We start from the raw sequence: 13,147 nt of genomic DNA on the forward strand, positions 1-13,147 counted from the left end.
AGTACTTGCGTGAAGGCGAGCCGCGCACCTGGCGCGCGCTAGAACTACGAGATGTGTTGAAGAGGTAAGCGGAGAAGATGGCCACGTATGCGATCGTCAAGACCGGCGGCAAGCAGTACAAGGTCGCCGTCGGCGACCTGGTGAAGGTCGAGAAGATCGACGGTGAGCTCGGTAGCAGCGTCAAGCTGCCCGTGGCGCTCGTTGTCGACGGTGCGAACCTCACCACCGACGCCGCCGCGCTGGAAAAGATCTCGGTCACCGCCGAGGTCGTGGATCAGGTCAAGGGCCCGAAGATCCGCATCCACAAGTTCAAGAACAAGACCGGCTACCACAAGCGTCAGGGCCACCGGCAGAAGCTCACGGTCGTCAAGGTGACCGCGATCGCCTGACCGGCGAACGAAGACCACTCACACTTTTAGTACAGGAGTAGCCAGATGGCACACAAGAAGGGCGCGTCCAGCTCGCGCAACGGTCGTGATTCCAACGCCCAGCGACTGGGCGTCAAGCGGTTCGGTGGCCAGAAGGTCAACGCCGGTGAGATCCTGGTCCGCCAGCGCGGCACCCACTTCCACCCCGGCGTTCTCGTCGGCCGTGGCGGCGACGACACGCTGTTCGCTCTCGCGGACGGCGCCGTCGAGTTCGGCACCAAGCGTGGCCGCAAGACGGTCAACATCGTGCCGGTCGCTGCGGAGGCCTAGTCCGCGGCAGCAGTACGAAGTCTTCTCGAAGGCGGGCGTGGTCTCCTTGTCAGGGACCCGCCCGCTTTCGTTTTTCCGCCCTCGGGCGGACACCCGGTAGAAAGAGGTTCATCCATGTCCAGGTTCGTCGACCGCGTGACGGTGCATGTCACGGCAGGTAACGGTGGCCACGGCTGCGCCTCGATCCACCGCGAGAAGTTCAAGCCGCTCGGCGGTCCCGACGGCGGCAACGGCGGGCGCGGCGGCTCCGTGGTCCTCGAGGTCGATCCGCAGGTGCACACGCTGCTCGACTTCCACTTCCGCCCGCACCTCAAGGCCACCAACGGCAAGCCCGGCGAGGGCGGGAACCGCGAGGGACGCTCCGGACAGGACCTGGTCCTGAAGGTGCCGGACGGCACCGTCGTCCTGGACACCGACGGCAGGATGGTCGCCGATCTGGTGGGCGCGGGCACGCGGTTCGACGCCGCCCAGGGCGGCCGCGGCGGCCGGGGTAACGCGGCACTGGTGTCGAAGGCGCGCAAGGCGCCCGGTTTCGCGCTGCTCGGCGAAGAGGGCCAGGCGCGCGATCTGGTGCTCGAGCTCAAGTCGGTCGCCGATGTGGGGCTGGTCGGCTTCCCGTCCGCGGGGAAGTCCTCGCTGGTCTCGGTGCTCTCGGCCGCGAAGCCCAAGATCGCCGACTACCCGTTCACCACGCTCGCGCCGAACCTCGGCGTCGTGTCGGCGGGGGAGACCACCTTCACCATCGCCGACGTCCCGGGCCTCATCCCCGGCGCGTCGACGGGCCGCGGTCTGGGACTGGACTTCCTGCGCCACCTCGAGCGGTGCGCCGTGCTCGCGCACGTCGTGGACTGCGCGACCCTGGAGCCCGGCCGTGATCCGGTGAGCGATGTCGACGCGCTGGAGGCCGAGCTGGCCGCGTACCAGCCGGCCCTCGCCGCCGACACCGGCCTGGGCGACCTGTCCGAGCGGCCCCGCATCGTCGTGCTCAACAAGGCCGACGTGCCGGACGCCGAGGAACTCGCCGAGATGGTCCGCCCCGAGTTCGAGGCGCGCGGCTGGCCGGTCTTCGTGATCTCCGCGGTGGCGCACACCGGCCTGCGTGAGCTCACCTTCGCGCTCGCCGAGCTGGTGCAGCGCTATCGCGAGGAGCGGGGGACCCCGGTCGCCCGTCGCCCCGTCATCCGGCCGATCGCCATCGACGAGTCCGGGTTCGAGGTCATCTCCGACCCCGCCCAGCCGGGCGGCTTCATCGTGCGCGGCCCGCGGCCGGAGCGGTGGATCAAGCAGACGCCGTTCGACAACGACGAGGCCGTCGGCTTCCTGGCCGACCGGCTCAACCGGCTCGGCGTCGAGAAGGAGCTGGTCAAGCTCGGTGCGGAGCCCGGTGCCCCGGTCACCATCGGCGATGTCTGCTTCAACTGGGAGCCCTCGCTCGGCACCATCGACGACGTGCCGGTCACCGGCCGCGGCACCGATATCCGGCTCGAGCAGAACGACCGCGTGGGCGCCGCCGAGCGTCGCCACCAGCACGACGTGCGGCGCGGCCTGGCGAGCGACGACGAGGACGACCTGTGACCGAGGCGCCCGCGGCGTCCCACGGCGAGCTGCTCGACGGCGACATGCGGGCCCTCGTCGCGGGCGCCCGCAAGCTGGTGGTCAAGATCGGCAGCTCGGCGCTGACCGATCTCGAGCACGGCCTCGCGTCGGATCGCCTGGACGCGCTGACCGACGCGATCGTCGCGCGCCTGGACCGGGGCACCGAGGTCATCGTGGTCTCCTCCGGCGCGATCGGCGCGGGCATGGCGCCGCTGGGGTTGAAGCGCCGCCCCACGGACCTCGCGACCAAGCAGGCCGTCGCTTCGGTGGGGCAGCTGCAGCTGGCCAACGCCTGGGGCGCGTCGTTCCGGCGCTACGAGCGGATCGTCTCGCTGGTGCTGCTCACCGCGCACGACATCGGTCTGCGCGTGCACGCGGCGAACGCGCAGCGCACGCTCGACCGGCTGCGCGCGCTCGGTGCCGTCCCGATCATCAACGAGAACGACGTGGTGGCCTCGAACGAGGTGCGCTTCGGCGACAACGACCGGCTGGCCGCCCTCGTCGCACACCTGACCGGCGCCGATGCGCTCGTCCTGCTCTCCGATGTCGACGGGCTCTACGACGGTGACCCGCGCAAGGGCGAGGCCTCGCTCATCGCGGCCGTGGACGGCCCGGAGGACCTCGACGGGGTGGTGGCCGGTTCCGGCGGCGCGCTCGGCACGGGCGGGATGGCGTCGAAGCTGTCCGCCGCTCGGCTCGCCGCGGACGCGGGAGTGCCCGTGCTGCTGACCGCGGCGGCGCTCGCCGACCGGGCGCTCGACGGTGCGGACGTGGGCACGGTCTTCCGGCCCCGGGCCGTGCGCCTGTCGGCGCGGCGGTTCTGGGTGCGGCACGCCGCTGACGTCCACGGGGAGCTGGTGCTGGACGACGGTGCCGTGGCCGCGGTCGTGGACCGCCGGCGGTCGCTACTGCCGGCGGGGGTGCACGGTGTGAGCGGCACGTTCTCCGGGGGAGACGTGGTCAACCTGTGCGATGCGGCCGGCACCGTGCGGGCCCGCGGCGTCGTCGCCTACGACCACTCGGAGATCGAGGCGATGCTCGGGCAGGGCACCGCGGAGTTGCCGGAGGGGCTGCGGCGTCCCGTCGTCCATGCGGACGACCTCGTGCCGGTGCGCTGAGCGGCCGATGGCCCCGCGGCTACGCCGCTCCCTCGAGGTCCCGGCGCAGCGCCGCCTCGGAGGCCTTCACGGACTGGACGGCGAAGGGCTCGATGAGCATGCCGAGGGCCTTGCCCGCGAGACCGCCCGGTAGGTCGTAGGTGAACTCGACGGCGAGTTCGGTGCGCCCCTCGTCGACGGCGCGGAACCGCCACCGCGAGGTGGTGCGGAACCCGGAGATCGACTTCAGCGTGATCAGGCTGTCCTCGTCGAACTCCGTGACCTCGACGATGGAGCCGATCTCCTTCGGCCCGATCTTCACCGCGGAGTCGTAGACGGCGCCGAGGCCGTAGTCCTTCGTGCCCTGCGGCACGAACCGGCTGATCCCGAAGAACCACGTCGGCACGGTCCGGTAGTCCGCGACGTGCGCGAAGGCCCGGTCGACGGGGACGGCGGCGGTGGCGGTGTGGTTGATCGTGGTCACGCGGCGACCCTACACGCAGGACCAGGGTATTCATACAGATGGGCTGGAATTGTCCATCGGCGTGGTACGTTCTTGGTTCAAGTGTGTCAGCCGGGTAGTAGGAGGTCGACATGGCACTGCACATCACCCACATGGGACGGACGCGCGGGCGTCCCTTCGAGGGGCAGGCGGAGTACGAGCAGACGCTGGTCGACCTGTCGGAGGCCTCGGTCCAGCGCAATTTCGACCCGTACGTCGACATCGACTGGGACTCGCCGGAGCTGGCGGTCACCCCGGATGATCCGCGCTGGATCCTCGACTCCCGCTTCGATCCGATCGGCCGCACCGAGTGGTATCAGGCGCAGCCGCGGGCCAAGCAGATCGAGATGGGCATGTGGCGGCAGGCCAACGTGGCGAAGGTGGGCCTGCAGTTCGAGTCGGTGCTGATCCGCGGGATCATGCAGTACACGGCCGTTCAGCCGAACAGCTCCCCGGAGTTCCGCTACGCCACGCACGAGGCGAAGGAGGAGTGCCAGCACACGCTGATGTTCCAGGAGTTCGTGAACCGGATCGGCATGGACGTGCCCGGCGGCCCGCTGTGGTTCCGCCGGCTGTCGCCGATCATTCCGTTGGCGGCCACCACTTTCCCGATGATCTTCTACATGGGCGTGCTCGGCGGCGAGGAGCCGATCGACCACGTGCAGAAGCAGTTCCTGCGCTCCGGCATCGAGCAGCACCCCACGATGACCGCGGTCATGCAGATCCACGTGGCGGAGGAGGCGCGGCACATCTCGTTCGCGCATCAGCTGCTCGAGCACCGCATCCCCACGCGCGGCGCGTTCCCGCGGTTCCTGCTCTCGCTCGCGTTGCCGCTCGTGATGCGCTCGCTGCTCACCGCGATCGCGGTGCCGCCGCGCGAGTTCCGCAAGCGCTTCGAGATCCCGCGCGCCGAGTGGAAGCAGATGTACTGGCGCTCCCCGGAGTCGCAGGCCGTCAAGCGCGAGGTGTTCGGCGATGTGCGCCTGCTGGCGGAGAAGACGAAGCTGATGAACCCGGTGTCGCGCCTGCTGTGGCGGGCGCTCGGCATCGACGGCCGCGTCTCCCGCTTCCGCAGCGAGCCCGCCTACGCGGCCGGCTGATCCTCCGCAGACCCGAGGAATCCGATCCGCCTGCGGCGGAGCTGCTGTGAGCGGTTCCGCCCCAGGCGGATTCGTCTTCCTCGGGCACGAGGCCCGCGCCACGATGGGGGCATGACAGACACACCCACCATCCCCAGGTTCAGCGAGCGGGTGCGCCGTGAGCTCTACGACCATCGGGTCGTCGTCCTCGACGGTCCGCTCGACGACGACAACGGCTCCCTCCTCGCCACGCAGATCCTCTCCCTCGCCGCGGTGAGTCCCGGTGATATCGCGCTGTGGATCCATTCGCCCGGCGGCTCCGTGCCGTCCATGCTCGCGATCCGCGATGTCATGCGGCTCGTCCCCTGCGATGTCTCGACCCTGGTGCTCGGCATCGCCTACAGCGCCGGGCAGTTCCTGTTGTCCGCGGGAACGCCGGGCAAACGCCGGGCGCTGCCGCACTCCCGGGTGCTCATGCACCAGGGGTCGGCGGGCATCGGCGGCACCGCCGTCGACATCGAGCTGCAGGCCGGCGACCTCCGGCACACCCGCGACACGGTGCTCGGCCTGATCGCCGAGGACACCGGACGCCCGCTGGAGCAGATCTTCGAGGACTCGCTGCACGACCGCTGGTACACGGCGCAGGAGGCCCGCGACTACGGCTTCGTCGACGAGATCGTGCAGTCCTTCGACACGATCGTCCCGGGCCGCCGCCGCACCGGTTTCGACCTCGCGGGGTTCCCACGATGAGCACCTACACGATCCCCAATGTCATCGACCGGCGCCCCACCGGCGAGCGCATCACCGATGTGTACTCGCATCTGCTTTCGGAGCGGGTGGTCTACCTCGGCACCGGCATCGACGCCGGGGTCGCGAACGCGATCGTCGCGCAGCTGCTGTTCCTCGCCTCGGACGGCGAGGGCGAGATCCAGCTCTACATCAACTGCGAGGGCGGCGATCCCAGTGCGGCCCTGGCGATCTACGACACCATGCGGTACATCCGGCCGCCGGTGGCGACGACGTGCGTCGGGCAGGCCGTCGCGGTCGGGGCGGTGCTGCTCGCGGGCGGCGCACCGGGCCGGCGGATGGGGCTCCCGCACTCGCGGGTCGTGCTGCATCAGCCGTCGGCGCAGGGGCGCGGCACACCGGGCAGACCCCCGAACAGCTGCGCGCCGACACCGATCACGACCGCGTCTTCACCGCCGCGGCGGCCGTCGAGTACGGGCTGATCGACGAGGTGATCGAGGAGGCCTGATGTCGGCGCGGTGGGCGGTGTCGGCCAGCCGTTCCCCGCGCTCGTGCCGCAGCCGGCGCAGGTGGGCGCCGAGCTCGTGCCGGAACAGTGCCTCGCTGCGGGTCTGCATGGGCCTCACGCTACGACGGGCCGGGCCCCGGCACCGTCGGATCCGCTGTGAGCAGCGTGGGGCGGTGCGTACCCTCGGTGGGCATGGTGGACTTCGACCGTCGGACGTTCCTCGTCGCGGGCACGGGTGCCGTGTTCGCGACCCTCACAGCGGTGTCCGCCGGGCGGGCGGTGGCGGCGCCGGACGCGGGGCGGCGGGTGGTGTACTCCTACCGCGGCCTCACGCCGCCCGCTGAGCTGCTCACCAAGGTCTCGCAGGGCCGCGTCGGCGGCATCATCTTCTTCGCGGAGAACATCGCGTCCGCCGGCCAGCTCGCGGAGGTGGCGGCCGAGTTCCGCACGGCGGCGAAGGGCTCGCTGGCGTTGCTCACCGATCAGGAGGGCGGCCAGGTCAACAGGGTTCCCGGCGGTCCCGCCGCGTCCGCGCAGCAGGTGGGCGCGTCCGCGGACCCGGCGTCCGCCGCGCGGGCGCAGGGCTCGGCGGCCGCCGCTGCGCTGGGCGGGGCCGGGCTCACCGGCGACCTGGCACCCGTGCTCGGCGTCCACCGATCCGCCGGCGACTTCCTGGACGCCACGCAGCGCAGCTTCTCGTCCGATCCGAAGGTGGTCGCGGACTGCGGCGCGGCCTTCATCCGGGCCGCGCAGGGCGCAGGGATCTCGGCGTGCGCCAAGCACTTCCCGGGCCTGGGTGCTGCGCCGGCGGGGGCGAACACGGACCTGACCACGGTCACCGTCGACCTGCCGGCTGCGACCCTGCAGTCGGTCGACATGGCGCCGTACTCCGCGGCGATCGCCGCGGGGGTGCGGATGGTGATGCCGTCGTGGGCCGTCTATCCCGCGTTGGACGCGGCGAACCCGGCCGGCATGTCCCGGACCATCCTGCAGACCCATCTGCGCGGCCGGCTCGGCTTCACGGGCACGATCATCACCGACGCGCTGGAGGCGGGGGCCCTCGCCGCGTACGGCTCCACGGGGCAGCGGGCGGTCGCGGCGGTCCGGGCCGGAGCCGACCTGCTGTGCTGCTCCGCTCGGGATGTCGCCCAGGGCGACGAAGCGGCGGCGGCTCTCGCGTACGCCGGCCTCTGACCGCGCGCGGGCGCACCGGCGCGCTCGCCGACGGGGGAGGTGATCAGGGCAGGGCGAGACGCTGGAGCGCGGTGGCGACGTCCACGTCGACGGTGACGTCCGCCAGCTCGTCGCCGCGGGTGCGGCCGCGGTTGACGATGACGATCGGCTTGCCCTGCTTGCGCGCGTGCCGGACGAACCGGAGGCCGGACATCACGGTCAGCGAGGTACCGAGCACGAGGAGGGCCTCGGCATCGTCGACCATCGCGAACGCGCGGGCGACCCGCGGCTTGGGCACGGACTCGCCGAAGTAGACGATGTCGGGCTTGAGGATGCCGCCGCAGGCGCCGCAGTCGACCATCGTGAAGTCGCCGGTGTCCTCGATGACGACATCGGCGTCGGGGGCGACCTCGAGGGCGCCGCGTCCGGCGATCCGCGCGACGAAGCCGGCGTTGAGGGGTTCGAGCTGCGCGTGCAGGTGGTGCCGGCTGATCCGGTTCTCGCAGCTCAGGCAGCGCACCTGGGCGTAGTTGCCGTGCAGGTCGACAACGCCGCGCGAGCCGGCCTTGAGGTGCAGGAGGTCGACGTTCTGGGTGATCACGCCCGTGACGCCGGGCAGCGCCGCGAGGCCACGGTGCGCCGCGTTGGGCAGCGCCGCGTCCATGTGCCGCCAGCCGAGGTGGTTGCGCGCCCAGTAGCGCCGCCGGAACTCGGCGGACCCCAGGAACTGTTGGAAGGTCATCGGGGTGCGACGGGGCGCGTCCGGGCTCCGGTAGTCGGGGATCCCCGAGGCGGTGGAGATCCCGGCGCCGGTCAGCGCCAGGATGCGGCGCTCCCGGAGCAACTCCCGCGCCCGGTCGAGCCGGTCGGTGAAGTCCGCGTCGGGCGCGGTGGCCTCCGCGGGCTCCCAGGCGGGTATCGCAGTGCGCACGTCGTCCAGGCTACTCGCGGTCGCGCCGCGCAGACGTCTACCGCTTGCGCTGTGCCGGATGCGTGCTGGCGAACGGATCGACCTCGGGCGCCTTGTTGCGGCGCAGCCACAGCGCCAGCGCCATCAGCGGGATGAGGAGGCCGCCGATGCCGAGGATCATGAAGTGCCAGAAGCCGTCGATGTGCGAGGTCAGCCACTCGAAGTTCTGGCCGAAGAAGCCGGTGATGAAGGTCAGGGGAAGGAAGATCGTGGCCAGCACCGTGAGCTGCTCCATGGTGCTGTTCTGCCGGGCCGCAGAGTTCGCCTGCTGGACCGAGACGACCGCGATGTTGGCCTGGAGGATCGTGCCGAGGAGGTCGCGCTGGGCGGAGACCTCCTCGTTGACCAGCTGGAGCCGGTCGTAGACATCGCGCAGGTACGGGGCGAGGCGCTCCTCGCCGAGGCTCTTTCCGACGGCGTTGACCACGGCGAGCAGGGGGTGAGCGGCGCGGTAGAAGTTGGTCACCTCGCGGCGGAGCAGGTAGATCCGTTCGGTGGGAGCGACCGCACCGGAGAACACCGTCGCCTCGATCTGCTCGATGTCGTGCTCGAGGCCCGCGACGACCGGCTCGTAGCCGTCGACCACCTGGTCGAGGATGGCCCACAGCACCGCATCGGTGCCCAGTGCGAGGAGTTCCGGCTTCTGCTCGAGCCGGGCGCGGGCCTGATGCAGCTCGCTCGCCACGCCCTGTCTCACGGTGATGACGAAGTCACGGCCGACGAAGACGCTGATCTCGCCGAAGTCGACCTCCTCGCGGTCGTCGTCGTAGCGCGCGGTGCGGAGGATGACGAGTTTGACCGATGCCTCGAAATCCTCGACCTTCGGCCGCAGGTGGTAGTCCTGGGCGTCCTCGACGGCGAGCTCGTGCAGGTCGAAGGCCTGTCGCACGGACTCCATCTCCTCGGGCATCGGTTCGAACAGGCCGAGCCAGACGAAGCCTCCGCGACCGCACAGCCGGGCGGCGTCGAGGGGCGGGAGGGCCGCCTCCGCCTGGCGGGCACCGTCGACGTAGTGGGCGCAATCCACGATCACGGGTTGGATTCAACCGCATTCGCGGGCCACGTGCGTGGCTTCGCGCCGTGCGTTCACCGATCGGTCACGCCCGATCCACATGAATTCGCACATCGAAGTATATTTCGACGGGTGACCACCGAGACCACGCGGGAGCCGTCGATCGCGGCGCGGCTCGACCGGCTTCCGATGACGCGCCTGCACTTCGTCGCGGTGGGGGTGATCGGGCTCGGGCTGTTCTTCGATCAGTACGAGAACTTCCTGGCCGCGACCATCGCGACGGTGCTGAAGAAGGACTTCGCGCTGGGCGCCGACGAGCTCAAGGTGCTCCTGGCCTCCGCGTTCATCGGCCAGTTCATCGGTGCGCTCTTCATGGGCCGCCTCGCCGACCGGTACGGCCGGCGCACCGCGTTCATGCTCAACCTGGCGCTCTACTCGGCGGCCTCGCTCGCGGGCGCGTTCAGCCCGAACGCTGCGTTCCTCGTGGTGACCAGGTTCATCGCGGGCATCGGGATCGGCGGCGAGTTCGCGCTCGCCGATTCCTACCTGTCGGACATCCTGCCGAAGAACGTGCGCGGCAAGTACATCTCGCTGGCCTATGTCGTGTCCTTCCTCGGTGTCCCGGTGGTGGGCTTCGCCGCGCGCTGGCTCACGCCGCATGTCTTCGAGATCGGGGGAGCCGAGCTGCCGGGCTGGCGGTTGCTGTTCGTGTTCGGCGCGTTCGGTTCGCTCCTCGTCTGGCTGGTCCGACGGGGCCTCCCCGAATCGCCGCGGTGGCTGGAGGCGCAGGGGCGCTACGACGAGGCCGACGCCATCGTCCGGCGGTTGGAGGCGCAGGCCCGGGCGGAGGGCCGGGTGCTCGCCGAACCCGATGCGGCGCTGCGCCCCGTGGCGTCCCGGTCGATCACGATCCGCGCGCTCTTCCGCCCGCCGTACCGGCGGCGCACCGTCATGCTGTGGATCGTCTCCGCCCTGGAGGTGTTCGGTTACTACGGTTTCGGCACCATCGCGCCGCTCGTGCTGCTGGCCAAGGGCTACTCGATCCAGACCTCGCTGCTGTTCGTGGCGCTGTCGTACATCGGCTATCCGCTGGGCGCGGCGCTGGCGCTGCCGATCGTCGAGCGGATCGAGCGGCGGTACCTCGTCATCGGTTCGGCGGGGCTGATGGCCGTGTTCGGCGTGTGGTTCGGATTCGCGACGAGTCCCGTCCAGATCGTGCTGGCGGGCTTCCTGTACACGCTGGCCTCCAACCTGTTCTCCAACGCCTACCACGTCTACCTCGCGGACTCGTATCCCACGGCGATCCGCGGGACCGCGGCCGGCGCGGCGTACTCGCTGTCGAAGCTCGTGACCGCGTTCCTTCCGTTCGTTCTGCTTCCGATCCTCGACGATCATGGCAGCGTGTGGGTGTTCGCGGTGGTGGCGGCGGCGATGCTCGCCCTGATGATCACGGTGGCCGTCCTCGGCCATCGGAGCACGGGCCGCTCCGCCGACGAGGTCTAGGACGGAAGGCATCATGACGGAATCGAATGCGACGAAACCTGTCTCGTCGCGGGCGGAGACCAGGCGGGCCATCTGGAACACGCTGCGCGGCAGCTCCGGCAACCTGGTCGAGTGGTACGACGTCTACGTCTACACGGTGTTCGCGACCTACTTCGAGAGCCAGTTCTTCGACAAGGCCGACAAGAACTCGACCGTCTACGTCTACGCGATCTTCGCCGTCACCTTCGTCATGCGCCCGGTTGGATCCTGGTTCTTCGGCCGCTACGCCGACCGGAAGGGCCGGCGCGCGGCGTTGACGATGAGCGTCTCGCTGATGGCGGGCTGTTCGTTCGTCATCGCGATCGTGCCCGGCCGGGAGACGATCGGCCTGGCGGCCGCGGTGATCCTGGTCCTGTGTCGCCTGGTACAGGGCTTCGCGACGGGCGGTGAGTACGGCACGTCCGCCACGTACATGTCCGAGGCGGCGACGCGGGAGCGGCGCGGCTTCTTCTCGTCGTTCCAGTACGTCACTCTCGTGGGCGGTCACGTGCTGGCGCAGTTCATGCTGCTCGTGCTCCTGGGCCTGTTCTCCAAGGCACAGGTGTCCGACTTCGGTTGGCGTATAGCCTTCTTCGTCGGCGGCATCACGGCCATCATCGTGTTCTGGCTGCGGCGGACGATGGACGAGTCGCTGTCCGAGGAGCAGCTGGCCGCGGTGCGCGACGGCAAGGATACGAGTTCGGGCAGCATGCGCGAGCTGCTCACCGGGTACTGGCGAGGGCTGTTGCTGTGCTTCCTCATCACGATGGGCGGCACGCTCGCGTTCTACGTCTACAGCGTCAACGCGCCGGCCATCGTCAAGACTGCCTACACCGACCACGCCCTCGTCGCGACCTGGGTCAACCTCATCGGCCTCATCTTCCTCATGCTGATCCAGCCGATCGGCGGCATGATCAGCGACCGGATCGGCCGCAAGCCGATGCTCGTGTTCTTCGGCGTGGGCGGCGTGATCTACACCTACTTCCTCATCACCTACCTGCCGGACATCCACGTCGCGATCGGCTCGCTCGCGATGGTGTGCCTCGGCTACGTGATCATCACCGGGTACACGTCGATCAACGCACTCGTGAAGGCCGAGCTCTTCCCGTCGCACATCCGGGCCCTTGGCGTGGGTATCGGCTACGCCCTGGCCAATTCGATCTTCGGCGGGACGGCGCCGGTCCTCTACGAGGCCGCGAAGAACTCCGGCCACGTCACCTGGTTCATCGTCTACGTGACGGTGACCATCGCGATCTCGCTACTCGTGTACATCTTCTTCCTGCACAACAAGTCCGAGACCTACCTCGACCGGGAGCGCGGCAGCGCCTTCGCGGTCGACGGTGCGCGGTAGCCGCGCGGGCGGCTACAACCCGGTCTCCCGCAGCACGCGATCGCGCAGCGCGTCGAACCGCTCGCGCGAGAACAGCCCTACGGCTACGGCCGTCAGCGCCAGCGGGAGAGCAGCTCGTTGGACCGTTCGGTGAGCTGCATCTGCCAGATCGGTCCGAAGCTGATCCGGCCCGCGCCGGCGGCGGCGAGGGCGGCCAGGTCGTCGGTCGCGGGATTCGCGATCGCGTTCACGGGGAGGGGCAGGGCGTCCGCGAGGTGCCGGAGCGTGGCCGCGTCATGGAACGCGACCGGGTAGAGCGAATCGGCACCCGCGTCGGCGCACAACTGCATCCGCGCGATGGCGCGCTCGACCCGATCCTCCGCCTCGCCCACCTCGTTCTTGAAGATGTCGGTGCGGGCGTTGATGACGACGTGCACGCCCGCGGCGTCGGACGCGGCGCGGAGAGCGGCGACCAGGTCCGCGTGCTCCTGGGCCCCGCGGAAGCGGCCGCCCTCTCCGTGAACCGTGTCCTCGATGTTCAGGCCCACGGCGCCCGCACCCAGCAGGCCCTCGATGATCCGCTCGGCGGACTGCCCGTACCCGGACTCGATGTCGACGGAGACGGGAACCGGGACCGCCGAGGTGATCTGGGCGACGCGGGTCATCGCCTCGTCGAAGGTCATGCCCTCGCCATCGGGCCTGCCGATCGAATCGGCCATCGGGTGCGACCCGACGGTGAGCGCGGCGAACCCGGCCGCGACGGCGGTGTTCGCGGACCAGGCGTCCCACGTGGTGGGCAGGACGACGGGGTCGCCCTTGCGGTGCAGGGACTTGAGCGTGACGGCCAGATCGGCGAGCGAGGTCATGCCGCCAGTCTGGTGCATCCGCGGCGCGGGCGCCACGGTTCGGGTCGA

At 70.1% G+C, this 13,147-nt stretch carries 13 protein-coding genes and 1 pseudogene; 10 read left to right on the forward strand and 4 right to left on the reverse strand.

Translation table 11 applies throughout. The annotated features are described in order from the left end of the window. Positions 1–77 precede the first annotated feature (77 nt). The 4 genes from rplU (at position 78) to proB (ending at position 3,412) form a co-directional block, all read left to right on the forward strand. Entirely contained in the window at positions 78–389 is a 312-nt protein-coding gene (gene rplU / locus HF999_RS05555) for a 50S ribosomal protein L21 (RefSeq protein ID WP_068571018.1), read from the forward strand. Positions 390–434: 45 nt separating this feature from the next. Next, a complete protein-coding gene (gene rpmA / locus HF999_RS05560) occupies positions 435–698 on the forward strand; it encodes a 50S ribosomal protein L27 (protein WP_168544905.1) in 264 nt (87 codons plus the stop codon). Positions 699–812: 114 nt separating this feature from the next. After that, the gene (obgE, locus tag HF999_RS05565) at positions 813–2,273 is read left to right on the forward strand and encodes a GTPase ObgE (protein WP_168544906.1); all 1,461 of its coding nucleotides are present in this window, start codon (positions 813–815) and stop codon (positions 2,271–2,273) included. Positions 2,274–2,317: 44 nt separating this feature from the next. Beyond that, on the forward strand, positions 2,318–3,412 hold the full coding sequence (gene proB / locus HF999_RS05570) for a glutamate 5-kinase (protein WP_168544962.1): 1,095 nt from the start codon (positions 2,318–2,320) through the stop codon (positions 3,410–3,412). Positions 3,413–3,431: 19 nt separating this feature from the next. On the opposite strand, the gene HF999_RS05575 is transcribed toward proB, so the two are convergent. Continuing rightward, on the reverse strand, positions 3,432–3,875 hold the full coding sequence (locus HF999_RS05575) for an SRPBCC family protein (protein ID WP_168544907.1): 444 nt from the start codon (positions 3,873–3,875) through the stop codon (positions 3,432–3,434). Positions 3,876–3,985: 110 nt separating this feature from the next. Here HF999_RS05575 and HF999_RS05580 point away from each other — a divergent pair, with 110 nt between their 5' ends. The 4 genes and pseudogenes from HF999_RS05580 to HF999_RS05595 all read left to right on the forward strand — a co-directional run bounded on the left by HF999_RS05580 (position 3,986) and on the right by HF999_RS05595 (position 7,421). Beyond that, the gene (locus HF999_RS05580; RefSeq protein ID WP_168544908.1) at positions 3,986–4,993 is read left to right on the forward strand and encodes an AurF N-oxygenase family protein; all 1,008 of its coding nucleotides are present in this window, start codon (positions 3,986–3,988) and stop codon (positions 4,991–4,993) included. A 111-nt stretch (positions 4,994–5,104) separates the two neighbouring features. Continuing rightward, on the forward strand, positions 5,105–5,722 hold the full coding sequence (locus HF999_RS05585; RefSeq protein ID WP_168544909.1) for a ClpP family protease: 618 nt from the start codon (positions 5,105–5,107) through the stop codon (positions 5,720–5,722). Then, positions 5,719–6,227: pseudogene (locus HF999_RS05590) on the forward strand (ClpP family protease). Before HF999_RS05585 ends, HF999_RS05590 begins: the two are co-directional and overlap by 4 nt. 192 nt (positions 6,228–6,419) lie before the next feature. Next, a complete protein-coding gene (locus HF999_RS05595; RefSeq protein ID WP_168544910.1) occupies positions 6,420–7,421 on the forward strand; it encodes a glycoside hydrolase family 3 N-terminal domain-containing protein in 1,002 nt (333 codons plus the stop codon). A gap of 43 nt (positions 7,422–7,464) precedes the next feature. Here HF999_RS05595 and HF999_RS05600 read toward each other — a convergent pair whose 3' ends face one another. After that, positions 7,465–8,331 carry a Sir2 family NAD-dependent protein deacetylase gene (locus HF999_RS05600; protein ID WP_168544911.1) on the reverse strand — a complete coding sequence of 289 codons (867 nt, stop codon included), beginning with the start codon at positions 8,329–8,331 and terminating at the stop codon, positions 7,465–7,467. Between the two features lie 37 nt (positions 8,332–8,368). Then, a complete protein-coding gene (locus HF999_RS05605) occupies positions 8,369–9,403 on the reverse strand; it encodes a magnesium and cobalt transport protein CorA (RefSeq protein ID WP_168544912.1) in 1,035 nt (344 codons plus the stop codon). A 111-nt stretch (positions 9,404–9,514) separates the two neighbouring features. Between HF999_RS05605 and HF999_RS05610 the strand changes: the two genes are divergently transcribed. Next, a complete protein-coding gene (locus HF999_RS05610; protein ID WP_312854029.1) occupies positions 9,515–10,885 on the forward strand; it encodes an MFS transporter in 1,371 nt (456 codons plus the stop codon). A 13-nt stretch (positions 10,886–10,898) separates the two neighbouring features. After that, entirely contained in the window at positions 10,899–12,254 is a 1,356-nt protein-coding gene (locus HF999_RS05615) for an MFS transporter (RefSeq protein WP_168544913.1), read from the forward strand. 92 nt (positions 12,255–12,346) lie between these two features. On the opposite strand, the gene HF999_RS05620 is transcribed toward HF999_RS05615, so the two are convergent. After that, positions 12,347–13,099: an isocitrate lyase/PEP mutase family protein gene (locus HF999_RS05620; protein ID WP_168544914.1), complete on the reverse strand. Its 753-nt coding sequence runs from the start codon at positions 13,097–13,099 to the stop codon at positions 12,347–12,349. Positions 13,100–13,147 lie beyond the last annotated feature (48 nt).

The organism is Tsukamurella spumae (assembly GCF_012396015.1).
Lineage (GTDB): Bacteria > Actinomycetota > Actinomycetes > Mycobacteriales > Mycobacteriaceae > Tsukamurella > Tsukamurella spumae.